This window comes from Micromonospora sp. IBSANI012 (assembly GCF_052814045.1).
Window position 1 is genome coordinate 2758071 of the sequence record NZ_CP199933.1, and the last position, 25007, is coordinate 2783077.

Sequence of the window (25007 nt, forward strand, 5' to 3'; positions counted from 1 at the left end):
GGCCGTCCGGCCGCCGCCGCCCGCTGTCCACCTGGCGACATGTCGCCGATGCGGCGGGCCGCAACTAGTGACCATCGATGATCTCCGTCGCAGACTCCGATCGGTCGATCTTTTGGGACCGACCATCGGAGAAGAGGAGCGCATCGCATGCACTGGCCCCCACGCTGGCTCGCCGCCGGCGCGGTCGGCGCGTTGGTGGTCGGACTCGCCGCATCGGCGTCCGCCGCCCCGCCCGCCCGGCCCACCGGCCCGATCCCGGCCGCGCCCGTCCCGGGCACCGCGCCCGCCCGCATCACGCTGATCACCGGCGACCAGGTCGACCTGGTCCAGGCCGCGCCCGGCCGGGTCGCCGCCACGGTTCGCCCCGGCTCGGGCCGCGAGCGGATCACCTTCCACACCGTGGAGGCCGACGGCGGGCTGCGGGTGCTGCCCAGCGACGTCGTGCCGTACGTCTCCGCCGGGGTGCTCGACCCCGACCTGTTCGACGTGCAGGAGTTGGTCGCCGAGGGCTACGGCGACGCCGCGCAGGGCGCGCTGCCGCTGATCGTGCGCTACCAGGAACCGGCCGCCGGGCGGGTGCGGCCGCTCGCCGGCGCCACCGCCGCCCGGCCGCTGGAGAGCATCAACGGCGCGGCGCTGCGGGTCGGCAAGGGCGACCTTGGCGGCCTGTGGACAACGCTGCGCGGCACGCCGGAGGCGCGGACCACCGCCGGCGCGCCCCGGCTCGGCGCCGGCATCGCCCGGGTCTGGCTGGACGGGCGGGTCCACGCGGATCTGGAGCACAGCGTGCCGCAGATCGGCGCCCCGGCGGCCTGGGCGTCCGGCCGGGACGGCAACGGCGTCCGGGTCGCGGTGCTCGACACCGGGGTCGACGCCACCCACTCCGACCTGGCCGGCCGGATCGCCGGGACGCAGGACTTCACCGGCAGCGGCAGCGCCCGGGACGGGCACGGCCACGGCACTCACGTGGCGGCCACCATCGCCGGCAGCGGCGCCGCCTCCGACGGGCTGCGCAAGGGCGTCGCCCCCGGCGCGCAGCTGCTGATCGGCAAGGTGCTCGCCGACAACGGCAGCGGTTACGGCTCGGACATCATCGCGGGCATGGAGTGGGCCGCCCACTCCGGCGCGAAGGTGGTCAGCATGAGCCTCGGCGGCTCGGCCACCGACGGCACCGACCCGATGAGCCAGGCGGTCAACGACCTCACCGCCGAGACCGGCACGCTCTTCGTGATCGCCGCCGGCAACTCGGGCGCGGCGCAAACCGTCGGATCGCCGGGCGCGGCCAGCGCGGCGCTCACCGTCGGCGCGGTGGACCGCGACGACAATCTGGCCGAGTTCTCCAGCCGCGGCCCGCGGCTGGGCGACAACGGCCTGAAGCCGGAGATCACCGCGCCGGGCGTCGGAATCGTCGCCGCCCGGGCCGCCGGCACCACCATGGGTACGCCGGTGGACGACGCGTACACGCGGGCGTCCGGGACGTCGATGGCGACCCCGCACGTCGCCGGCGCGGTGGCGATCCTCGCCCAGGAACACCCGGACTGGACCGCCGGGAAGCTCAAGGACGCGCTGGTCAGCACGACGAAGGCGAACCCCGCGCTGACCGTCTTTGAGCAGGGCGGCGGCCGGGTGGACGTGGCCCGCGCGCTGAGCCAGCGGGTGTACGGCTCGGCCACCGCCGACTTCGGCCGGGTGAACACCGGCGGTGCGGTGGCGGAGCGGACCGTGACGTACACCAACGGCACGTCGTCCCCGCAGACCCTGCGGCTGGCCCTGGAGCTCCGCAACCTGGACCGCGATGCGGCCGAGCCGGACGGGGTGTCGCTCGACGGCACGGAGGTGACCGTGCCGGCCGGCGGCAGCGTGAACGTCCCGCTGCACGCCGACCCGGCGAAGCTGGACCGGGGAGTGCACGGAGGGTGGCTGGTGGCCACCGGCGCGGACGGTGTCGCGGTACGTACGGCCGTCGGGCTCACCCTCAGCGGCCCCATCCACACCGTCACCCTGCGCGCCCTGGACATGGCCGGGCAGCCCGGCGTGGCGACGGTGTTCACCCTCTTCGGCGAGCACCCCGAGTCGGACCAGCTCGGTTGGATCCCCGGCGAGGTGCAGGTGCAGGTCGAGGAGGGCCCATACCTGCTCGAGGGGCTGATCCATCACGGCGCACCGCTGGACGAGCAGCTCACCCTGGTCACCGATCCCGAGCTGATGGTCGACCGGGACCTCACCGTGGTGCTCGACCCGCGCAAGGCCACGCCGGTGCGGATCGAGACGCCGAAGCCGACCGAGCAGCGGGCGGTGCTCAGCTTCTTCGAGCACCGGATCTTCGGCAACGGCCGGCAGGTCGACCACGGCGTGATGGAGTTCAGCACGATCCAGCAGGTGAACGTCACGCCGACCCGGCCGGTGCGCCAGGGCGAGTTCGAGTTCGCCTCCCGCTGGCAGCTGGTCGCCCCCATGGTGGACGCCCAGGTCAGCAACGTCTCCGGTCCGCTGGACATCAACCTGCTGCGCCAGTCGCCGGCTCCGGACGGCCGGCGGAAGCTGCCGCTGGTGTGGGCGGGCGACGGCACCCCCGCCGAGCTGTCCCGAGCCGGGGTTCGGGGTGCGGCCGCGCTGGTCGCCGGCAATCCCGAGCATGTTGCGGAGGACCAGATGGTCGCCGACGCCACCGCGGCCGGCGCCGCGATGGTGCTCATCGTCCGGCCGGCGAATTGGAGCGCGTGGACGGACTGGGCTCCCGACGGGGACCGCCTGCCGATCCCGTCGATGGTGGTCGCGTACGACGACGGGCAGCGGATGATCGCGGCGGCGAAGGCCGGACGCGTGACGCTGGACCTGACGCTGACCGCGAACAGCCCCTACCTGTACGACGTGTGGCAGGTGTCGAAGGGGCGGATCCCGGATCGCATCGTGCACCGGGTGACCGCGGACAACACCGCCGAGGTGACCGCCCGCTACGCCGACACCGGCGGGTTCGACTGGACCGGCGAGCAGCGGTTCGGCTGGCGGCCCTGGCAGCAGTACTCCTGGATGGACGAAAAGCGGTTGGTGCGTACCGGCACCACGCGGCAGGAGTTCGTCAGCGCCGGGGACAACTGGTGGCAGCAGCGGGTGCTGCACCGGCTCCCCTGGTCCTGGGGTCGGCTGAACGGGGGCGCCATCGAGCAGCCCCGGCGGTACGCCGCCGACGACCGGGTCACCGAGACCTGGCACGCTCCGGTTGCGCGCCCGGCGGTGCCGGCCGGCGGCGGGGTGCCGCTGCCCACGCGTACCGGGGACAACCTCGACCTGCGGGTGGCCGAGTTCGTCGACGCCGACGGCCACTACAGCCCGGCCGGGTTCAGCGAGGAGCAGGACACCGTCGAGCGCCGGCTGAGCCGGGACGGGCAGCAGATCGCCGACCTGTCCGGCGGCTGGGCACCGGTGCCGACCACCCCGGGTGCGGCCCGGTACCGGCTGGACATCACCACCCAGCGCTCCTCGGACGAGTGGCGGTGGGCCACGCGTACCGAGACGGCCTGGCAGTTCACCTCGGCCCGGCCCACCGGTGACGCCGCCCAGCCGCTGTCGCTGCTGCAGGTGGACTACCAGGTCCCGGCGGACCTGCGGGGCGAGGTGCCCGGCGGCCAGCCGCACAAGGTGGGGCTGACCCTGCGCCAGCCGGCCGGCGTACCGGCGCCGACCGGTGTCGGGGTGCGGGTCGAGGTGTCGTTCGACGGCGGACACAACTGGCGGACCGTGCCGGTGCGCGGCTCGGGCACGCAGTTCACCGCGACCGTGCCGGCTGGACGCGGCGCGGTGTCGCTTCGGGTGCACGCCGCCGACCGCGCCGGCAACGTCGTCGACCAGACCGTGATCGACGCGTACGGGCTGCGCTGAGCCGGCGTCCGCGCGGGTCGACCCCCCTCCCGCGCGGACGCCTCCGTCGACCCGTCCGGCTGCCCGCCAGAAGTGGTGGGCACCCGGACCGGGTCGCGGCCAGTGGCCGCCGCCGGCACCGCCTTCGGGTGGCGGGACCGGCGGCGGCACGGCCGGTGGCGGGACCGCCGGGCGGGTCAGAGCCAGCCGCGCCGGGCGGCCTGGTAGGCCAGGCCGGGGCGGGTGTCCACCCCGGCGACCGTCATCAGGTCGGCGAGCCGGCGTTGCACGGTGCGCCGGCTCACCCCGAGCTGGGAGGCGATGGACTTGTCCGGCACCCCGGCCACGAAGAGCGAGAGCAGCCGGACCTCGTCGGCGTCCGGCAGGTAGCCGTCCGCCTCGCCGGCCGGCGTCGCGGCGGACCGCACCGGGGTGGCCACCAGCCAGTGGCTCTCGAAGAGGGCGAGCAGCGCGTCGAGCAGTTGGCTGCGGCCGATCACCGCGGCGCTCGGCTCTCCGATGTCCCGGTCGGGCACCAGCGGGCAGATCGCCGTCCGGGCGTCCACGATGGCCAGCCGGACCGGCAGCCGGTCCAGCACCCGGGCCTGCTCGCCGGCGCGTACGCCCCGCTCCACGTCCGCCAGCCCGCCCGGTTCGAGGAGCATCTCCCGCTCGTAGATGGCCCGGTAGCGCACCCCGCGGGCCAGCGCGTCGAACTCCTCGACGTTCTCCGATCCGGGCATCGTCAACGGGTTCGCCCGGCAGAACCAGAGCACCTCGCTGCGCGCCGAGTTCTGCAGGTCGCGCAGCCGTTCCCGGAGCACCCCGGCGCCGGTGATCACCTCCACCAGGTGGTCGGCGTCGTGCCTGCGCAGGCCGGCCCGGTACTCCTCGGTGAGCCGGGTGACCGCCGCGCGGGCCGCCTCCAGTGCCTCCTGGCGGCGCAGCAACGCCTCGCCGAGTGCGACGTCGGGGGCCAGCGGCCGCAGCGGCCCGTCCGGGTCGGGACCGGTCGGCAGGACCAGCCCCTTGTCGCGCAGGGCGTCGAGCTGGGCGACGACCTCGGCGCGCGGGCGGCGCAGCCGCTGGGCCAGCTCGTCGACCCGCGCCACGGTGAGCTGCACCAGGCGGCGGTACAGCTCCTCCTCGTCCGGGGTCAGGCCGATCACGTCCAACACGGGGCTGAACTGTACGCACGACTCTCCCCGGCGTCGCCGGCTGGTCAAGTGTCGGTGGCCGCGTCTACTGTCGGTTGCTGTGCTGGAAGAGCTGCGCATCACCGGACTGGGCGTCATCGAGGACACCACGCTGCCGTTGACCGGCGGGATGAACGTCATCACCGGCGAGACCGGTGCCGGCAAGACCATGGTGGTGACCGGCCTCGGCCTGCTCTTCGGTGGCCGGGCCGACGCCGGGCGGGTCCGGGCCGAGCCCGGCCGGGCGGTGGTGGAGGGGCGGCTGCGCCTCGGTGGCCGGCTCGCCGACGCCGTGCACGCCCGGATCGTCGACGCCGGCGGCGAGCCCGACGAGGACGGCTCACTGCTGCTGAGCCGCACGGTCACCGTCGAGGGCCGGTCCCGGGCCCACCTGGGCGGGCGGAGCATGCCGGTGTCGATGCTCGGCGAGGTCGGCGAGCAGGTGGTGGCGGTACACGGCCAGTCCGACCAGCTGCGCCTGCTGCGTCCGGCCGAGCAGCGCGCCGCGCTGGACCGGTTCGCCGGGCCGGAGCACGAGAAGCTGCTCGACGCGCTGCGCGAGGCGTACGGCCGGTGGCGGCACGTGGTGGACGACCTGGCCGACCGGCGGCGCAACGCCCGCGCCCGTAACCAGGAGGCCGACCTGCTGCGGCTGGGCCTGGACGAGATCACCCGGGTCGATCCGCAGCCCGGCGAGGACGACGAGCTGAAGGCCGAGGCGCAGCGGCTGGAGCACGCCGAGGGGCTGCGCACCGCGGCCCAGCTCGCCCACCAGTGCGTCGCCGGTGGCGCGGAGGCGGCCGACGAGACGCCCGACGCCACGGCGCTGCTGGGCACCGCCCGGCGCACTCTCGAGGCGCAGGCCGGCACCGATCCGGCCCTCGGCGAGCTGGCGGTCCGGCTGGAGGAGGCGGCCACCCTGGTCGCCGACGTCTCCGCCGAGCTGTCGACGTACCTGGCGGCGCTGGACGCCGACCCGGCCCGGTTGCAGGTCATCTACGAGCGGCGGGCCGCGCTGCGCGCGCTGACCCGCAAGTACGCCGACGACGTCGACGGGGTCATCGCCTGGGCCGAGCGGGCCCGCACCCGACTGTCCGACCTGGACAGCTCCGACGAGCTGCTCGACGAGCTGGACCGCGAGGCCACCCGGCTCGCCGGCGAGGTGGCCGAGCTGGCCGGCCGGGTGTCCACCTCCCGCCAGGAGGCGGCGACCCGCTTCGCCGAGCAGGTCACCGTCGAGCTGGCCGGGCTGGCCATGCCGCACGCCCGGATCGACGTGGCGGTGGTGCCGCGGCCGGTGGGCCGGGCCGAGCCGAGCCTCACGGTCAACGGCGTCGAGGCCGGCATCGGCCCGGACGGCGCCGACGAGGTCGAGTTGCGGCTGCTGGCCCACCCGGGCGCGCCCTCGCTGCCGCTGCAGCGCGGCGCCTCCGGCGGCGAGCTGTCCCGGGTGATGCTCGCCATCGAGGTGGTCTTCGCCGGCTCGGGCGGCCCGCCCACGCTGGTCTTCGACGAGGTGGACGCCGGCGTCGGCGGCCAGGCGGCGGTGGAGATCGGCCGCCGGCTGGCCCGGCTGGCCCGCAGCCACCAGGTGCTGGTGGTCACCCACCTGCCGCAGGTGGCCGCCTTCGCCGACCGGCACCTGGTGGTGGCGAAGGACACCGGGGGAGCGGTGACCACCAGCGGGGTCCGTGTGGTGGAGGACACCGAGCGGGCCCGGGAGCTGGCCCGGATGCTCGCGGGTTTGCCGGATTCCGACCTGGGTATCGCGCATGCGGAGGAACTCCTGGCGGTGGCGGCCAAGGAAAGGCGGCCCTGACCGTCGCTATTGTGAGCGCAAGCACACCGGCCTGCGCTCCGGTGTGCTTCCCTGGGTAGGCGGCCCTGCTCAGGCATGTCGCGACAGAGAAGCCTGCCTCACATGCCAGGATGGTCACGATGCGTCTACCCACGTTGCGCCGGACCCGGAACGCGGAACCGGGCTCAGTCCTCGGCACCGCACGTCTCGATCGTCGTACCAAACGGCTGGTCGGCCGGCTCCGCCCCGGTGACATCGCGGTGATCGACCACGTCGACCTGGACCGGGTGGCGGCCGACTCGCTGGTCGCCGTCGGCGTCGCCGCGGTGATCAACGCCAAGCCGTCGGTCTCCGGGCGCTACCCCAACCTCGGCCCCGAGGTGCTGGTGGGCGCCGGCATCCCGCTCCTCGACGACCTGGGCGAGGGGGTGTTCGAGCGGATCCGCGAGGGCGACACGATCCGGATCGAGGGCAACACCGTCTACGTCGGCGACGAGCCGGTCGCCCACGGTGAGCTGCAGGACGCCGAGACGGTGGCCAAGGCGATGGCCGACGCCCGGGAGGGGCTGTCGGTCCAGCTCGAGGCGTTCGCCGCCAACACCATGGACTACCTGCGGCAGGAACGCGACCTGCTGCTCGACGGGGTGGGCGTACCGGACATCCAGACCCAGGTCCAGGGCCGGCACTGCCTGATCGTGGTCCGCGGCTACGACTACAAGGACGACCTGGACGTGCTGCGCCCGTACATCCGGGAGTTCAAGCCGGTGCTGATCGGCGTGGACGGCGGGGCGGACGCGCTGGTCGAAGCGGGGTACACCCCTGACATGATCATCGGCGACATGGACTCGGTCACCGACGACGTGCTGCGCTGCGGCGCCGAGGTGATCGTGCACGCCTACCCGGACGGGCGGGCGCCCGGCCTGGCCCGGGTCACCGGGCTCGGCGTGCCGGCGATCACCTTCCCGGCCGCCGCCACCAGCGAGGACCTCGCGATGCTGCTGGCCGACGAGAAGGGCGCCTCGCTCCTGGTGGCCGTCGGCACCCACGCCACGCTGGTGGAGTTCCTGGACAAGGGCCGCGGCGGCATGGCCTCGACCTTCCTCACCCGGCTCAAGGTCGGCGGCAAGCTGGTCGACGCCAAGGGCGTGAGCCGGCTCTACCGGCAGAGCATCTCGGGCTCGTCGCTGCTGCTGCTGGTCCTCTCGGCGGTCGCCGCGATGGCCTCCGCGGTGGCGGTCTCCACCGTCGGGAAGGCGTATTTGGGCGTGGTCTCGGAGTGGTGGGACAATTTCGTGTTCCAGCTCGGCCAGCTCTTCTAGCTCCCCGACCGATCAAGAGGCTGCAAGCGTGATCAACTTCCGGTACCACGTGGTGTCCCTGACCGCGGTCTTCCTGGCGTTGGCCATCGGCCTGGTGGTCGGCACGGCCGCCCTCAACGGCCCCGTGGCGGATTCGCTCAAGGAGAACGTCAACGCGCTGCGCAAGGACAACCAGCAGATGCGTCAGTCGGTCAACAACATGCAGAAGGAGCTGGAGCTCGAGGAGGACTTCGCCGCCCAACTGGCGCAGGTCGTCCTGCCGGGCAAGCTCACCGGCAAGCGGGTGCTGGTGCTGAGCCTGCCCACCGGCCGGGACCACACCGAAGGCGTGCTGAAGATGCTCGAACTCGCCGGGGCCGACGTGACCGGCCGGGTGGACCTGCAGGACAAGTTCATCAACCCGGACAACAACACCAACCTGATGGAGCTGGCGGTGACCGCCGCGCGGCCCACCGCGCCCGCCTCCGCGCTGCCCGGCAACGGCAACGGGGTGGAGACCTCCAGCGCCCTGCTGGCCAGCGTGCTGCTCGACCGGGCCCAGGGCACCCCCGCCGTCACCGACGCCGACCGCCGGGCGGTGCTCAACTCGTACTCGAACAACGGCTACCTGACCACCGAGCAGAAGGTGACCGGGTCGGCCGAGGCCGTCGTGCTGGTCAGCGGGCAGCCGTACGTGGACAAGGACTCCGCCAAGAAGGACGAGTCCGTGGTGAAGGTCGCCGAGCAGTTCGACCGGACCGGCTCGATCGTGGTCGGCGGCAACGGCTCGGCCGGCGGCAACCTGGTCGCGATCGTCCGGGGCGACCCGGTGCTCGCCCAGACCATCTCCACCGTCGACAACGCCAACACCGTGCAGGGCCAGCTGGTCACCAGCCTCGCCCTGGTGCAGCAGCTCACCGAAAAGAAGGCCGGCCAGTACGGCGTCGGCGACAATGCCGCGTCCCTGCTGCCTAGACTGCCCCAGTGAGCGAACGACGTACCCCGGTGACCGGAGTCCACCCGACCGTCGCATCCGGCAGGGCCGCGTGAACGGGCTGGGGCGGCTGCTGGCCGTCGCCGTCGGCGCCGCGACCGCCCGGTACGCGCTGCGCGAGATCCGCACCGCCCCGCCCGCCCCGGCGCTGGAGCGGACCAACTTCCGCGGCCGTACCGTCACCCTGGCGGCCGGCCCGGCCCTCGCGGTCGGCGCGGCCGGTGCCGGCGCGTTCGGCGCCACCAGCGTCCCCGCCGGCGCGGCGGCGCTGGTCGCCGGCCTCGGCGCGGGCGCGGTCGGGCTCTACGACGACGTGGTGGGTGGGCGGCCCGAGCAGAAGACCTCGAAGGGCTTCACCGGCCACCTGGCCGCGCTGCGCGAGGGCCGGGTCACCGCCGGCACGGTCAAGGTGCTCGGGGTGGGCGCCGCCGGGCTCGGCGCGGCCGTCCTGCTCGCCGCAGATCCCCGGGTCGCCGCTCGGCGCGCGGGCCAGCGCCCCCTCGCCCGCGCGGTCGACGTGCTCCTCGGCGCCGGAGTGGTGGCCGGCACCGCCAACCTGCTCAACCTGCTCGACCTGCGTCCCGGCCGGGCCCTCAAGTCCGGCCTGCTGCTCGGCGCCCCGCTGACCCGGGGCCCGCACGGCGGTATCGCCGCCGGGGCGGTCGGCGCGGCCGGCGGGTTGCTCGGCGAGGACCTCGACGAGCAGGTGATGGTCGGCGACAGCGGCGCCAACGCCCTCGGCGCGGTGCTCGGCGTGGCGCTGGCCGCCCGGACCGGGCTGGTCGGGCGGGCCGGGATCCTGGCCGTGCTCGCCGGGCTCACCGCGGCCAGCGAGAAGGTCAGCTTCACGGCGGTCATCCAGCGCACCCCCGGCCTGCGCGAACTCGACGCCCTGGGTCGGCGATCCGGCTGACGTGACCAGACCGGCACCCCTCGCCGGCGCCGGCCGTGTGGCCGGAGCGGCCGCCCTCATCGCCGTCCTCACCGTGGTCAGCCGCCTGGCCGGCTTCGGTCGTACCGCCGTGTTCACCTGGACGCTGGCCCCGACCGACCTCGGCGGCGCGTACGTGGTGGCCAACGCCGTACCCAACTTCATCTTCGAGATCGTCGCCGGCGGGGCGCTGGCCAGCCTGGTCGTACCGCTGCTGGCCGGCGCGGTCGCGGCCGGCGACCGGCGGGCGGTGGCCGCCACCACCGGCGCGCTGCTCACCTGGACGGTCACCCTGCTGGTGCCCCTCGCGGTGCTGGTGGCGCTGGCCGCCGGGCCGATCGTCGGCCTGCTCGGCGACGGCCTCAGCGTCGCCCAGCAGCACAGCGGCGAGCGGATGCTGCGGCTGTTCGCGCCGCAGCTGCCGCTCTACGGCATCGGCATCGTGCTGACCGGCGTGCTCCAGGCGCACCGGCGGTTCGCCTGGCCGGTGATCGCTCCGCTGCTCAGCAGCGTCACCGTGATCACGGTCTACCTCGCGTTCACCGCCGTCGAGGGGCGGTTGGCCACGGTCGCCGAGGTCAGTAGCGCGGGGGAGCTGATCCTGGCCGGTGGCACCACCGCCGGGGTGGTGGTGCTGTCGCTGTCGCTGCTGGTCCCGCTGCGCCGCCTCGACCTGCGGCTGCGCCCCGGGTACGGCTTCCCGGCCGACGCCCGGGCCCGGGTCGGCGGGCTGGCGGTGGCCGGCGCGGTGACCGTCACCACCCAGCAGATCGCGCTGATCGTCAGCCTCAACCAGGTCACCTACGGCGCGGCGACCAACCCCGGCGTGTACAACCTCGCCCAGACCGTCTACCTGCTGCCCTGGGCGGTGCTCGCGGTGCCGCTGGCGGTCGCCGCGTACCCGACGCTGGCCGCGGCCCGGGCCGCCGCCGACGAGGACGCCTACCGGCGCACCCTCGCCCCCGCTGTGCGCGGCGTGCTGATCTTCAGCAGCCTCGGCGCCGCCGCCCTGGTCGGCGTGGCGACGCCCATCGGGTACTTCTTCTTCCCGGCGCAGACCGCGCCGGCCGCCGCCGCCGCGATCGCCGGTTTCGCCCCCGGGCTGCTCGGCTACGGCCTCTTCGCGGTGCTCACCCGCGCCCTCTACGCGCGGGGCGAGACCCGGACGGCGACCTGGGCCACCGCGCTCGGCTGGCTGTCGGTGCCGGCCGCCGCGCTGCTGCTGGGGGCGGCGCTGCCGCTGCGCGACCGGGTGCTGGCGGTGACCCTGGCCAACTCGCTGGGGATGCTGCTCCTCGGCGGCCTGCTGCTGGCCGCGGTGGCCCGCTCGGCCGGCCGGGCGGCCCTGTCCGGCGCGGGTCGCGCCGCCACCGCCGGCGTGCTCGCCGCCGCGCTCGCCGCGCCCGCCGGCGTACTCACCGCCCGGTGGCTCGCCGACGTCGCCGACGGCACCCCGACGACACCGGAGGCACTCGTTCAGGGCATGCTGTCGGGGGCCGTGGTGGGCGTGGTGTTCCTCGGCGTGGCCTACCTGGCCGACCGGCCGGACGTCCGGCCGCTGCTCGCCGGCGTGGCCCGCCGGCTCCGCCGGCGCGGCCCGGGGCCCGACCAGGCGCAGGAGGGCAACCCCCCGGAACGGGATGACGGGAAGGAGACGGTGTCCCGGTGAGCGCGAGGAGTGAGCCGGGTCTGCGAGCCCCGCAGTCGCGAGCGGAAGATGTCGCGGTGAGCGCGAGGAGTGAGCCGGGTCTGCGAGCCCCGCAGTCGCGAGCGGAAGATGTCGCGGTGAGCGCGAGGAGTGAGCCGGGTCTGCGAGCCCCGCAGTCGCGAGCGGAAGATGTCGCGGTGAGCGCGAGGAGTGAGCCGGGTCTGCGAGCCCCGCAGTCGCGAACGGAAGGTGAGCACCGATGACCGACGCTTCCTCGGCGCCGCGCTGGCAGGGCACGGTCGTCCTGCTGCTCGCCTCCAGCACCGGCGGGGTCGGGCAGCACGTCCGCTCGGTGGCCCGCGGCCTCACCGAGGCCGGCGTCCCCGTGCTGGTGTGCGGGCCCGCCGCCACCCAGGACCAGTGGGACTTCACCGCCGTCGGGGCGCGCTTCGCCCCGGTGGAGATTCCCGCCAGCCCCACCCCGGCCGACGCGCGCGCCGTGTCCGCGCTGCGCCGGACACTGGCCGCCGAGACGGTACGGGTCGTGCACGCCCACGGGCTGCGCGCCGGTCTGGTCGCCACGCTCGCCCGGCCGGCCGCGCCGGTCGTGGTCACCTGGCACAACGCGGTGCTCGCCGGCGGGGTGCGCGGTCAGCTCTCCCGGCTGGCCGAGCGGGTCGTGGCCCGCTCCGCCCGGGTCGCGCTCGGCGCCTCGGCCGACCTGGTCGAGCGGGCCGCCGCGCTGGGCGCCGCCGACGCCCGGCTCGCCCCGGTCGCCGCACCCACCCTGCCCGCCCCGCGCCGCCGGCGCGCCGCCGTACGCGCCGAGTTCGGCGTCGTACCGGGCCAGCCGCTGGTGCTCTCCGTCGGCCGGCTGCACCCGCAGAAGCGGTACGACGTGCTGGTCGACGCCGCGGCCCGCTGGCGTACCCGGACCCCACCGCCGGCCGTCGTGATCGCCGGTAGCGGACCGGCTTACCTGCAACTGGCCGCCCGGATCTCCGCCGCCCGGGCGCCGGTGACCCTGCTCGGCCACCGCACCGACGTGGCGGACCTGCTTGCCGGCGCGGACCTTGCGGTGGTCACCAGCGACTGGGAGGCCCGGCAGTTGTTCGCGCAGGAGGCGCTGCGGGCCGGCGTACCGTTGGTGGCGACCGCCGTGGGCGGCCTGCCGGAGCTGGTCGGCGACGCCGCCGTGCTGGTGCCGGCGGGGGACGTCGACGCGGTCGACGCGGCGGTGCGCGCGCTGCTGGACGACGAGAGCCTCCGCGCCGACCTCGCCCGGCGCGGCGCCGCCCGCGCCGCGACCTGGCCCGCCGAGGAGGACACCGTCGCCGCGCTGTTCGACCTCTACGCCGAGCTCGGTCCTGACGCCGCTGGGCCGGCCACGCCCGGCGCGGACACCCCCTCGACGGGACGCCGCTGATGCTGCGCAGACTCACCCCGGTCCTGCTCACCCTGCTCGTGGTGGTGCTCGGCGTGACCGCCCTGGCGGCCCGCCCGGAGACCGGCGCGCCCCGGCGCACCGCCGACTTCGTGGTGCTCGCCGGCGTGGCCGGGCTGCGCTGGGACGACGTCGACCCGCAGACCACCCCGACGCTGTGGCGGATGGCCCAGCAGGGCTCGATCGGCTCGCTGTCCACCCGCTCCGCGCACCGCCCCACCTGCCCGGTCGACGGGTGGCTCACCCTCGGCGCGGGCAGCTACGCGGCCTGGAACGGCAGCCGGCAGCAGGGCGCCTGCCCGCCGGTCGGCGTGACGATCGAGCAGCCGGACCGGATCGGCGCGAACCTGCCCGACCAGGAGAGCGTCGTCCTGCACAACCAGGAACGGCTGCCCTGGGGGGCGGTGCCCGGCTCACTGTCGGAGTCGGTGCGCTGCTCGGTGGCGATCGGCCCCGGCGCCGCCGTCGCCGCGGCCCGTCCCTTCGGCCGGGTCGACCGGTACGCGCCGAAGCTGCCCGACGACCCCGCCGGCCTGCTCGGCTCCTGCGTGCTGAGCATCGTCGACCTGGGCGCGGTGGCCGGTGACGACCCGGCGACCCGGGCCGCCGAGGCCCGTCGGGTCGACGCGGCGCTGGCGACGGTGCTCGCCGCCCGGCCGCCCCGCTCGCTGGTGATGGTGGCCGGGGTCTCCGACACCGAGACGCCGTCCCGGCTGCACGTGGCCGTCGCCGACGGACCCGGCTGGGAGGGCGGCCTGCTCACCTCCGCCAGCACCGGCCGGGAGGGCTACCTGCAACTGGTCGACCTGGCCCCGACCGCGCTCGCCGCGCTCGGCCGGCCGATGCCCGAGCAGCTCTTCCTCGGCCGCCCGGCGATCCGCGTCGACGGCCGGCCGGACGACCTGGCTGCCGCGATCGCCGCCCCGGCGGACGCCGACCGGGAGGCCGGCGCCCAGCGGAGGGTGGCCGGCTGGTTCTTCGCCCTGCTCGCCCTGGCGCAGGTGGCGCTCTTCGTGACGGTGCTGCCGCTGCTGCGCCGGGCCCGTCGGCTTGCCGGCCCGCACGGCCCGCCGCCGGTCTCCCGCCGGGTGGTGGCGACCGTGGAGCTGCTGCTCATCGCGGCCGCGCTGGCGGTGCCGGCCGCGCTGCTCGCCGACGCGGTGCCCTGGTGGCGGGTGGACCACGCCGGCTGGTGGTTCGGGCTGGTGACCGTGGCCCTGATCGTCGCGGCCACCGCCCTGGTGCGCTTCGCTCCCGGCCACGACCGCACCCTCGGCCCGCTCGGCGCGGTCGCCGGGCTGGCCTCCCTGGTGGTCGGCGCGGACGTGCTCAGCGGCGCCCGGTTGCAGCTCAACGGCGTGGTCGGCTACTCGGCGCTGGAGGGCGGCCGGTTCTCCGGGCTGGGCACGGTGGGCCTCGGGGTGTTCCTCGCCGGCGCGCTGCTCAGCGCCGGGTGGCTCGCCCAGCGGTTCCGCCGGGCGTGGCGGCCGATGGTGGTGGTGACGGTCGGCGGGACGGCCGTGGTGGTGGTCGGCAGCCCGTACCTCGGCTCGGACCCGATCGGCGCGGTCGCGCTCACCGCCGGGGTGGCGGTCGCCGCGGCGATCTCCACCGGCGGCTGGCTCACCGTCAGCCGGCTGGTCTGGGCCGCCATGGCGGGCCTGGCGCTGACCATCGGGTACGCCGTGGTGGACGTGCGCCGGCCGGCGGAGGAGCGGGGCAGCCTCGGGCGGTTCCTCGCCGCCCTCGGCGACGGCACCGGCGGGTTGACGGTGCACCGTTCCAGCACCGCCAACTTCGAGACCCTGGTGAACAGCCCGCTGACCCTGCTCGCCGTGGTCGGCGCCCTGCTGGTGTGGTTCGCCCTGCTCCAGCCCTGGGGTGGACTGATGCGGCTGTTCGGCATCTACCCGGCGATCCGGGCGGCGATGGCCGGTACCGCCGTGGCGGCGGTGATCGGCGGGCTGCTCGGCGGCTCGGCCCTGGACGTGGCCGGGGCGGCCGCCGCGCTGGTGGTGCCGATGGCGGCGCTGGCCTCGCTGCGGGTGCTCGACCACTCCACCGACCGCACCCAGCCGGGCGCCGGCCGGCAGCGCGGCGACGGGCCGGCCGGCCCGCCCGCCGGGGACGCGCCGGACGGCGGACCGGGCGGGGGCAGCACCGCCGCGGCCGACGAGCACCCGCGCGCCGACCGCCCGCTGCCCGACGACGCGGGTACCCGGGACGCTGCCCCGGCCGACGACGGCGCCCCGGCCGGGCTCGAGGGCGGCTCCGGCGACCGGAGTACGGCGGCCGGCGATACCGCCGGCACCGCCGACGGCGAGGCCGGTGACGACGGCGACACCGCCGGCACCGCCGACGGCGAGGCCGGTGGCGACGACGGCGGTGGGGTGCGGAGCGCGGGTGAGCGGGCGGCGGGAGCGGGCGGTGCCCGCGGTGCCGGCGTGCCCGCCGCGCGGGCCGCGGAGTCGGCCACTCCGACATCGACCGAGGTCACGACGGGTTGACCCGCTGCGGGTTCCGACGCCGGTCGGGGTGGGTGCGACGCCCGCCCCGGGCCGGAGAGGTGTTACCGTGGAATCCCGTGGATCGCGTGATCACTTTGCTGATCGGCACGGCGGTTCGCACGACCGCTACGGACGACACGGGAGCAGGCCTTGGCCCCTTCAGCACGGACGACCAGGCACATTTTCGTCACCGGGGGCGTCGCCTCCTCGCTGGGTAAGGGCCTCACCGCCTCCAGCCTCGGCAATCTGCTCACCGCGCGCGGGCTGCGCGTGGTGATGCAGAAGCTCGACCCGTACCTCAACGTCGACCCGGGGACGATGAATCCGTTCCAGCACGGTGAGGTCTTCATCACCGAGGACGGCGCCGAGACCGACCTCGACGTCGGGCACTACGAGCGTTTCCTCGACCGGGACCTGTCCGGCAAGGCGAACGTCACCACCGGCCAGATCTACTCCGACGTGATCGCCAAGGAGCGGCGCGGCGAGTATCTGGGCGACACCGTCCAGGTGATCCCGCACATCACCAACGAGATCAAGTCCCGGATCCTCGGCATGGCCGACCCGGACGGCGAGGGCCAGATCCCGGACGTGGTGATCACCGAGGTGGGCGGCACCGTCGGCGACATCGAGTCGCTGCCGTTCCTGGAGGCGATCCGCCAGGTCCGCCACGACCTGGGCCGGGACAACTGCTTCTACCTGCACGTCTCGCTGGTGCCGTACCTGGCGCCGTCGGGCGAGCTGAAGACGAAGCCGACCCAGCACTCGGTGGCCCAGCTGCGCAGCATCGGCATTCAGCCCGACGCGATCGTGCTGCGCTGCGACCGGGAGATCCCGGAGAAGCTCAAGGAGAAGCTCTCGCTCTACTGCGACGTGGACCGGGAGGCGGTCGTCGCCGCTCCGGACGCGCCGAGCATCTACGACATCCCGAAGGTGCTGCACCGCGAGGGCCTCGACGCGTACGTGGTGCGCCGGCTCGGCCTCTCCTTCCGGGACGTCGAGTGGGCCAGCTGGGACGACCTGCTGGACCGGGTGCACCAGCCGCACCACACGGTGACCGTCGCGGTGGTCGGCAAGTACGTCGACCTGCCCGACGCGTACCTGTCGGTGAGCGAGGCGATCCGGGCCGCCGGCTTCGGCCACCGGGCCCGGGTGCAGCTGCGCTGGGTGCCCAGCGACGACTGCGTCACCCCGGCGGGCGCCGCGGCGGCCCTGGCCGGCGCGGACGGCATCGTCATCCCGGGCGGCTTCGGCGTGCGCGGCATCGAGGGCAAGATCGGCACCGCCCGGTACGCCCGCGAGAACGGCATCCCGCTGCTCGGCCTCTGCCTCGGCCTGCAGTGCATGACCATCGAGGTGGCCCGCCACCTGGCCGGCCTCGACGGCGCCAACTCGCTGGAGTTCGACGAGGAGGCCAAGCACCCGGTCATCGCCACCATGGCCGACCAGGAGGACATCGTCGCCGGCAAGGGCGACCTGGGCGGCACCATGCGGCTCGGGGCGTACCCGGCGACGCTGGCCGAGGGCTCGCTCGTCGCCGAGGCGTACGGCAGCACCGAGGTCAGCGAGCGGCACCGGCACCGCTACGAGGTGAACAACGCCTACCGCGACCAGCTCACCAAGGCCGGCCTGCACATCTCCGGCACCTCGCCGGACGGCCGGCTGGTCGAGTTCATCGAGCTGGACCGCGGCCTGCATCCGTTCTTCGTGGCCACCCAGGCGCACCCCGAGGTGAAGAGCCGCCCGACCCGCCCGCACCCGCTCTTCGCGGCGTTCGTGAAGGCGGCCGTGGCGTGCTCGGAGGCCGACCAGCTGCCGGTGGACCTGGACGCGATGGCGGAGGCCCCGACGGCGAAGAAGGCCTCCCGCAACGGCGCCACGGCGAAGGCGGCGTCCGCCTCGTGAGCGCCGTCGAGCACCGCTACGAGCTGCGGGACCGGCAGGAGCGCTTCCAGGGCCGGATCTTCTCGGTGGTCACCGACGAGGTGACCATGCCCGGCGGCGACACCGCGAAGCGGGACTACGTCCGGCACGTCGGCGCGGTCGCCGTGGTGGCCCTGGACGACGCCGGCCAGGTGGTGCTCGTCCGGCAGTACCGGCAGCCGGTGGGGCGGCACCTCTGGGAGCTGCCCGCCGGACTGATGGACGTCGACGGCGAGCCGCTGCCGGCGGCCGCCGCCCGCGAGCTGGCCGAGGAGGCCGACCTGACCGCCGGCACGCTCGACCTGCTGGTCGACGTGCACACCTCGCCGGGCTTCTCCGACGAGGTGGTCCGGGTCTTCCTCGCCCGCGACCTCGCCGACGTGCCGGCCGAGGCGCGGCACGAGCGCCGCGACGAGGAGGCCGACATCCAGATCGTCCGGCTCGACCTGGACGAGGCGGTCGGCATGGTGCTGGCCGGGGAGATCACCAACGGTCCGTGCGTGGCCGGGCTGCTCGCCGCCGCCCGGGCCCGCGACGCCGGCTGGTCGGTGCTGCGCCGGGCCGACGCCCCGCTGCCCCGCTGACGGGTACGCCCCGGAAGGGCCGCGCGGTTCGCCGCGCGGCCCTTCCGTCTCCGCCCCCACCTGTCGCTCTCTCCATCACGTCGCGCGCGCCGGGTGCCTGCCGCACCGGGTGCCTGCGTCGCGCTCTGCGGCATGTCGCGGCATCCGCCCGCCGGGACACCGCGACACGCCGCAAAGCGGGGCGGTGGTGGCCCTTGGTCGGCCCCTCGGACCGTCGGCGTCCGCCTCGGGGGTGACCGGTGCGCCGGGCGCCGGGACGGGAACCGGCGGGCACCGAGCGCGGCGGCGTGGACACCCGGCGTGTCGCCTGCGGGTTCCGCCCGGCGGTACCCGTCGCGCGGTGCGACGATGAGGGCGAACGCCGAGCGGGGGAGCGGGCCCGCACGCCTGACACATCGTCAGGCGGATCGGGCACCGGATGTCACTGTGCTGGGCCCCGGAGGGTGCTCCCGCGCCTAGACTGCCGCCGGCGGGACCGGTCGACCGCGCCGGCAATGGGGCCGGCGCGGGGCCGAGCAGTCGGGGGTGAGCTGCCCCGAAGAGAGGTGTCTGCATCGTGAAGGTCGGAATCCCACGCGAGGTCAAGAACCACGAGTACCGCGTGGCGATCACGCCGGCGGGCGTCAACGAGTTCACCCGCCACGGTCACGAGGTCTTCGTCGAGTCCGGCGCCGGTGTCGGGTCGACCATCAGCGACGACGAGTTCGCCGCGGCCGGCGCCAAGATCCTGGGCACCGCCGACGAGGTGTGGGACACCGCGGAGCTGGTGCTCAAGGTCAAGGAGCCGGTCGCGGAGGAGTACCACCGCATGCGCGAGGGGCAGGTGCTCTTCACCTACCTGCACCTGGCCGCCTCCAAGGAGTGCACCGACGCCCTGGTCGACCGGAAGGTCACCGGTATCGCGTACGAGACCGTCGAGCTGCCCGACCGGTCGCTGCCGCTGCTCGCCCCGATGTCCGAGGTTGCCGGCCGACTCGCCCCGCAGGTGGGCGCCTTCTACATGATGCGCACCGGCGGTGGCCGGGGCGTGCTCCCCGGTGGCGTCTCCGGCGTGTACGCGGCCAAGACCGTGGTCATCGGCGCCGGTGTCTCCGGCCTGAACGCCGCGGCGATCGCCCTGGGCCTGCAGTCCGAGGTGCTGCTGCTGGACAAGAACGTCGCCCGGCTGCGCCAGGCCGACGCCATCTACCGTGGCCACCTGCAGACCGTCGCCTCCAACGCGTACGAGATCGAGCGGGCCGTGCTCGACGCGGACCTGGTCATCGGCGCGGTCCTCGTTCCGGGCGCAAAGGCCCCGAAGCTGATCTCCAACGAGCTGGTCTCCCGGATGAAGCCGGGCAGCGTGCTCGTCGACATCGCCATCGACCAGGGCGGCTGCTTCGAGGACTCGCGTCCCACCACGCACGCCGACCCGGTCTACAAGGTGCACGAGTCGATCTTCTACTGCGTGGCGAACATGCCCGGCGCGGTGCCGAACACCAGCACCTACGCGCTGACCAACGTCACCCTGCCGTACGCGCTGGAGCTGGCCAACCAGGGCTGGCGCGAGGCGCTGCGCCGCGACCCGGCCCTGGCGCTGGGCCTGAACACCCACGACGGCCAGGTCGTCTACGGCCCGGTCGCCGACGCGCACGGCATGCCGACCCTGCCGCTGGCCGAGGTGCTGGCCTGACCGCTGCACCGGACACCGCCGGCGCGGGCGTCACGCCCGCGCCGGCCCTGCGCCGTGCCGTCCGCGGCTACCTCGACCACCTGACCGTCGAGCGTGGCCTGTCAGCGAACACGCTCGCCTCGTACCGCCGGGACCTGGAGCGGTATCTCGACACCCTGGCGGCCGCCGGCGTGACCGACCTGGCCGCCGTCGGCCCGGGGCAGGTCGAGGCGCACCTGGCCCGATTGCGGGCCGGGGACGACGGCCACCCCCCGCTGGCGGTCTCCTCCGCGGCCCGGGCGGCCTCCGCCGTACGCGGGCTGCACCGCTTCGCGCTGCGGGAGGGGCTGGCCGGCGCCGACCCCAGCCGGGACGTCCGGCCGCCCACCCCGCCCCGCCGGCTCCCCCGGGCGCTGCCGGTCGACGACGTGGTCCGGCTGCTGGAGACCGCCGGCGCGGTGACCGCCGCCGGCGACGGTGCGGCTCTCGCGCTGCGTGACCGGGCGCTGCTGGAATTCCTCTACGGCACCGGGGCGCGGATCTCCGAGGCGGTCGGCGCGGCCGTGGACGACCTCGACGTCGACGAGGGCACCGCGCTGCTGCGCGGCAAGGGCGGGCGCACCCGGCTGGTCCCGATCGGCGGGTACGCCGTCGAAGCGCTGCGCGCCTGGCTGGTGCGGGCCCGGCCCGCGCTGGTCGCGGCCGGCCGCGGAACCCCGGCGGTCTTCGTCAACGCCCGCGGCGGCGCGCTGACCCGACAGGGCGCCTGGACGATCCTGCGCCGCGCCGCCGAGCGGGCCGGGCTGCCGGTGGACGGGCCCAACGCGGTGTCCCCGCACACCCTGCGCCACTCGTACGCCACCCACCTGCTCGACGGGGGCGCCGACGTGCGGGTGGTGCAGGAACTGCTCGGCCACGCCTCGGTGACCACCACCCAGGTGTACACGTTGGTCACCGTGGAGCGGCTGCGCGAGGTGTACGCCACCGCGCATCCCCGCGCCCGCGGCTGACCCGGGCGCCACGGGTCGGTCGGGCGGGACGTCCGACACGCCGGACCGGTACCGAACGCGCTGCTGGTGAGTGGCGTACAGTCGGCATCGGCGCGGACCTCCTGGGGCGACATCCGGGGTGCGCAGCGGCGCCGCGCAGGACGTCGGACGGCTCCGACGCCGGGTGGTCGTCGGGAGGGGGCAACGAGGACATGGCTGGCAACGGTGATCGTGCCGACGCCTGGACGTCGGAGCTCCGCGAGCAGCAGGCGTCGCTCGGCGCGGACCTGGGTCCGGCGGACCCGGCCGCCTACACGATGCGCAAGCCGATCCCCGAGCCGATGCCGACCGACCGGCACGGGCCGGCGCGGATCATCGCGATGGCCAACCAGAAGGGCGGCGTCGGGAAGACCACGACGACCATCAACCTGGGCGCCGCGCTGGCCGAGTACGGCCGCAAGGTGCTGCTGGTCGACTTCGACCCGCAGGGCGCGCTCTCGGTCGGCCTCGGGGTCAACCCGCACAACCTCGACCTGTCGGTCTACAACCTGCTCATGCAGGACGACGTGACCGCCGAGGACGTCCTGATCAAGACCGACGTCGCCGGGCTGCACCTGCTGCCCGCCAACATCGACCTCTCCGCCGCCGAGATCCAGCTGGTCAACGAGGTCGCCCGGGAGATGGCCCTGGCCCGGGTGCTGCGGACCGTCCGCAAGGAGTACGACTACATCCTGATCGACTGCCAGCCCTCGCTGGGCCTGCTGGCGATCAACGCGCTCACCGTGGCGCACGGCGTGCTCATCCCGCTGGAGTGCGAGTTCTTCAGCCTGCGCGGGGTGGCGCTGCTGCTCGACACCATCGACAAGGTGCGCGAGCGGCTCAACTTCGACCTGGAGCTCGAAGGCATCCTCGCCACCATGTACGACAGCCGCACCACCCACTGCCGGCAGGTGCTCCAGCGGGTGGTCGAGGCGTTCGGCGACAAGGTCTACCAGACCGTCATCACCAAGACGGTGAAGTTCCCGGAGTCCACGGTGGCGGGTGCGCCGATCACCACCCTCGACCCGGCCTCCTCCGGAGCGCGCAACTACCGGCAGCTGGCCCGTGAGGTGATCGCCGCCCAGGCTGACCGGTAGGTCGGGGTGCACCTTGCCGCCGGTGCACCCGGGGCGTGGACTACGGTCGTCCGGTGACCGCGCCACCCCTGGACCCGCCGACGACCCCGGAGCAGCCCCCCGTGCTGGCCGCCGAGGCCGCCGCCGAGGTGGCCACGGACCCGGCCGGCGTGCCGCAGGCCGCCGAGAGCGCCGGCTTCACCGTCCGGCTGGCGAACTTCACCGGCCCGTTCGACCTGCTGCTGCAACTGATCGGCAAGCACAAGCTCGACGTCACCGAGGTGGCCCTGCACAAGGTCACCGACGAGTTCATCGCGTACATCCGGGCGATGGGCGACCAGTGGGACCTGGACGAGGCGAGCGAGTTCCTGCTCATCGCGGCCACCCTGCTCGACCTGAAGGCGGCCCGGCTGCTGCCCGCCGCCGAGGTCGAGGACGAGGAGGACCTGGCCCTGCTGGAGGCGCGGGACCTGCTCTTCGCCCGGCTGTTGCAGTACAAGGCGTACAAGGAGGCGGCGGCGCACATCGCCGAGCTGGAGGCGGTGGGCGGCCGGCGCTATCCCCGGGCGGTCACCCTGGAGCCCCGGTACGCCGAGGCGCTGCCCGACCTGGTCCTCGGCATCGGACCGGAGCGGCTGCTCAAGCTCGCGATCCGGGCGATGACCCCCAAGCCGACCCCCGAGGTCTCCATCGCGCACGTGCACATGGTGCGGGTCAGCGTCCGGGAGCACGCGGCGATCCTCACCGAGCGGCTGCGCCGCGCCGGCACCGCCACCTTCTCGCTGCTCTGCGCGGACTGTGAGATCACCCTGGAGGTGGTGGCCCGCTTCCTGGCGCTGCTGGAGCTGTACCGGGAGGGGCTGGTCTCCTTCGTGCAGGACCAGGCCCTGGAGGAGCTGACGGTGCGCTGGACCGGCCCCGCCGACGGCGGCACCGAACTGCACATCGACGAGTACGCCGGCTCCCCGGACGAGCCGGTCGAGACCGCTGAGGTCCCGGGCGAGCCGGCTGAGGCCGCTGAGGCCCCGGCCGAGTCGGGCGAGATCGCTGGGGCCTCGGGCGAACCGGGTGGGGCGGCGGACGGAAACGGGACGGCTACGACGGAGGAGCGAGCGGGATGAGCAACGAGGAGCGCCGGGACTCCCTGGCCGACCAGGCGGCGGCCTGGGTCCCACCCTGGGAGCGCCCCACCCCGCCCCCCGCCGTCCAGCCGGCCGAGCCATTCGAGCCGTCCGAGCCGTCCGACGAGCCCGCCGCGCCGACCGCCGCCGCCGACCATGGTGGGATCGAGTCGCCGGCGGAGCCCGACCTGCCCGAACCCCACGGCGAGAAGAACGCCGCGACGTCCGGTGCGGAGCCGACGGGACAGTCGCGCCCGGCCGAGGAGACCGCTCCGACGGCCGACTCCGCGCCGACCGACGCACCCGCCGGGCCGGAGGACGCCGAGTCGGCCGACGTCAGCGCGGCGGTGTCCGACGCCCCGGCACCGACCGACGCATCCGCCACGCCGGAGGACGCCGAGTCGGCCGACGTCAGCGCCGCAGCGTCTGACGCCGTGGCACCGGCCAACGCCGAGGGCGGGGCGGCCGACCCCGCGCCGACCGGTGGCACCGACGAGCCGGCGGGGGAGGGTGCGGCTGCCCGCGTACCCGGGAAACAGCCGGCGCCCCGGCGGCGGGCGACGCCCGCGCCGGAGCCGGCGCCGGTGTTGGACGACGCGGAGCTGCGCGGCGCGCTGGAGGCCATCCTGCTGGTGGTGGACGAGCCGGTCAGCGAGTTGATCCTGGCCCAGGTGCTGGAGCAGCCCGCCGAGCGGGTCGGCCCGATGCTGGATGAGATCGCCGCCGGCTACACCGCCGCGGGGCACGGTTTCGAGCTGCGCCGGGCGGCCGGTGGCTGGCGTCTCTACACCCGGCCGGAATACGCGACCTACGTGGAACGGTTCGTACTGGACGGGCAGTCGGTACGGCTGACCCAGGCCGCGCTGGAGACGCTCGCGGTGATCGCCTACAAGCAGCCGGTCACCCGTTCGCGGATCTCGGCCATCCGGGGTGTGAACTGCGACGGGGTCATCCGTACGCTGGTCTCCCGCGGGCTGGTCGAGGAGTGCGGCACCGAACCGGACAGCGGGGCGTTCCTTTACCGGACCACCACGATGTTCCTGGAGAAGCTGGGGCTGAACTCGGTGGACGACCTCCCCCCGCTCGCCCCGTTCCTCCCCGACGACGTAGAAGAGCTTGCCGATGCGACGCGATGACCGTGCCCCGAAGACCGACGCCCCCGTGTACGAGGGGACCGAGCGCCTGCAGAAGGTGCTCGCCGCCGCCGGCGTGGGCTCCCGACGCGCCTGCGAGGACCTGATCTTCCGGCGCCGGGTGACCGTGAACGGCCGGGTCGCCCAGCTCGGCGACAAGGTCGACCCCGCCACCGCCGTGATCCACGTCGACGGCGAGCGCCTCCAGGCAAACAACCGCCTGGTCTACGTGGCGATGAACAAGCCGCGCGGGGTGGTTACCACCATGGCGGACGAGAAGGGACGCAACGAGCTCGCCGACTTCATCGGTAACCGGGTGGAGCAGCGGGTCTACCACGTCGGGCGGCTCGACGCCGACAGCGAGGGCCTGCTGCTGCTCACCAACGACGGCACCCTCGCCCACAAGCTCATGCACCCGTCGTACGAGGTGCTCAAGACCTACCTCGCCGAGGTGGCCGGGCCGATCCCGCGCAACCTGGGCAAGCGGCTGATGGCCGGGGTGGAGCTGGAGGACGGGCCGGTCAAGGTCGACTCGTTCAAGGTGGTGGACACCCTGGGCAAGAGCGCCCAGGTGGAGCTCTCCCTGCACGAGGGGCGCAAGCACATCGTGCGGCGGTTGCTGGCCGAGGTGGGGCACCCGGTGTCCCGGCTGGTACGTACCGCGATCGGGCCGATCCGACTGGGGGACCTGCGTACCGGGCGGATCCGGCGGTTGACCAACGCCGAGGTCGCCGCCCTGTTCAAGGCCGTGGGTGACTGACCCGGCGAACCGGGTATCGGTGCCGGTAGGCTTCGTCGCGGCCGGTGGGCCGGCGGGTGG

At 74.8% G+C, this 25007-nt stretch carries 17 protein-coding genes; 16 read left to right on the forward strand and 1 reads right to left on the reverse strand.

Annotated elements, in window-relative coordinates; translation table 11 throughout:
* The first annotated feature begins 147 nt into the window (after positions 1 to 147).
* Complete coding sequence (locus tag ACTWM8_RS12660; RefSeq protein WP_446213978.1) at positions 148 to 3879, forward strand: S8 family serine peptidase; 3732 nt, start codon at positions 148 to 150, stop codon at positions 3877 to 3879.
* Positions 3880 to 4055: 176 nt separating this feature from the next.
* On the opposite strand, the gene ACTWM8_RS12665 is transcribed toward ACTWM8_RS12660, so the two are convergent.
* On the reverse strand, positions 4056 to 5036 hold the full coding sequence (locus ACTWM8_RS12665; RefSeq protein WP_446213979.1) for a helix-turn-helix domain-containing protein: 981 nt from the start codon (positions 5034 to 5036) through the stop codon (positions 4056 to 4058).
* Between the two features lie 79 nt (positions 5037 to 5115).
* Between ACTWM8_RS12665 and recN the strand changes: the two genes are divergently transcribed.
* The 15 genes from recN to ACTWM8_RS12740 all read left to right on the forward strand — a co-directional run bounded on the left by recN (position 5116) and on the right by ACTWM8_RS12740 (position 24947).
* Positions 5116 to 6873, forward strand: coding sequence for a DNA repair protein RecN (gene recN / locus ACTWM8_RS12670; RefSeq protein ID WP_446213980.1), 1758 nt, complete (start codon positions 5116 to 5118; stop codon positions 6871 to 6873).
* A 119-nt stretch (positions 6874 to 6992) separates the two neighbouring features.
* Positions 6993 to 8171 carry a putative cytokinetic ring protein SteA gene (steA, locus tag ACTWM8_RS12675; protein ID WP_446213981.1) on the forward strand — a complete coding sequence of 393 codons (1179 nt, stop codon included), beginning with the start codon at positions 6993 to 6995 and terminating at the stop codon, positions 8169 to 8171.
* A 28-nt stretch (positions 8172 to 8199) separates the two neighbouring features.
* The gene (locus ACTWM8_RS12680) at positions 8200 to 9138 is read left to right on the forward strand and encodes a copper transporter (protein ID WP_154937938.1); all 939 of its coding nucleotides are present in this window, start codon (positions 8200 to 8202) and stop codon (positions 9136 to 9138) included.
* Positions 9139 to 9196: 58 nt separating this feature from the next.
* Complete coding sequence (locus tag ACTWM8_RS12685; RefSeq protein WP_446213982.1) at positions 9197 to 10057, forward strand: hypothetical protein; 861 nt, start codon at positions 9197 to 9199, stop codon at positions 10055 to 10057.
* A gap of 1 nt (position 10058) precedes the next feature.
* Positions 10059 to 11744 carry a murein biosynthesis integral membrane protein MurJ gene (gene murJ, locus ACTWM8_RS12690; protein ID WP_446213983.1) on the forward strand — a complete coding sequence of 562 codons (1686 nt, stop codon included), beginning with the start codon at positions 10059 to 10061 and terminating at the stop codon, positions 11742 to 11744.
* 238 nt (positions 11745 to 11982) lie between these two features.
* Complete coding sequence (locus ACTWM8_RS12695) at positions 11983 to 13149, forward strand: glycosyltransferase family 4 protein (RefSeq protein ID WP_446213984.1); 1167 nt, start codon at positions 11983 to 11985, stop codon at positions 13147 to 13149.
* A complete protein-coding gene (locus tag ACTWM8_RS12700) occupies positions 13149 to 15674 on the forward strand; it encodes a hypothetical protein (RefSeq protein ID WP_446213985.1) in 2526 nt (841 codons plus the stop codon). Before ACTWM8_RS12695 ends, ACTWM8_RS12700 begins: the two co-directional genes overlap by 1 nt.
* A 150-nt stretch (positions 15675 to 15824) precedes the next feature.
* The gene (locus ACTWM8_RS12705; protein WP_446213986.1) at positions 15825 to 17576 is read left to right on the forward strand and encodes a CTP synthase; all 1752 of its coding nucleotides are present in this window, start codon (positions 15825 to 15827) and stop codon (positions 17574 to 17576) included.
* A complete protein-coding gene (locus tag ACTWM8_RS12710; RefSeq protein ID WP_377612861.1) occupies positions 17573 to 18178 on the forward strand; it encodes an NUDIX domain-containing protein in 606 nt (201 codons plus the stop codon). The genes ACTWM8_RS12705 and ACTWM8_RS12710 overlap by 4 nt, the downstream gene beginning before the upstream one ends.
* A gap of 556 nt (positions 18179 to 18734) precedes the next feature.
* Complete coding sequence (gene ald / locus ACTWM8_RS12715; protein WP_377612863.1) at positions 18735 to 19850, forward strand: alanine dehydrogenase; 1116 nt, start codon at positions 18735 to 18737, stop codon at positions 19848 to 19850.
* Positions 19847 to 20839: a site-specific tyrosine recombinase XerD gene (locus ACTWM8_RS12720; RefSeq protein ID WP_446214536.1), complete on the forward strand. Its 993-nt coding sequence runs from the start codon at positions 19847 to 19849 to the stop codon at positions 20837 to 20839. The genes ald and ACTWM8_RS12720 overlap by 4 nt, the downstream gene beginning before the upstream one ends.
* 191 nt (positions 20840 to 21030) lie before the next feature.
* Entirely contained in the window at positions 21031 to 21954 is a 924-nt protein-coding gene (locus ACTWM8_RS12725) for a ParA family protein (RefSeq protein WP_154937924.1), read from the forward strand.
* Between the two features lie 53 nt (positions 21955 to 22007).
* Positions 22008 to 23054 (forward strand): segregation and condensation protein A, encoded by a 1047-nt coding sequence (locus ACTWM8_RS12730; protein WP_446213987.1) that lies wholly within the window; start codon positions 22008 to 22010, stop codon positions 23052 to 23054.
* A gap of 347 nt (positions 23055 to 23401) precedes the next feature.
* The gene (gene scpB, locus ACTWM8_RS12735) at positions 23402 to 24190 is read left to right on the forward strand and encodes an SMC-Scp complex subunit ScpB (protein WP_446214537.1); all 789 of its coding nucleotides are present in this window, start codon (positions 23402 to 23404) and stop codon (positions 24188 to 24190) included.
* Positions 24177 to 24947 carry a pseudouridine synthase gene (locus ACTWM8_RS12740; protein WP_446213988.1) on the forward strand — a complete coding sequence of 257 codons (771 nt, stop codon included), beginning with the start codon at positions 24177 to 24179 and terminating at the stop codon, positions 24945 to 24947. The genes scpB and ACTWM8_RS12740 overlap by 14 nt, the downstream gene beginning before the upstream one ends.
* Positions 24948 to 25007: the final 60 nt, after the last annotated feature.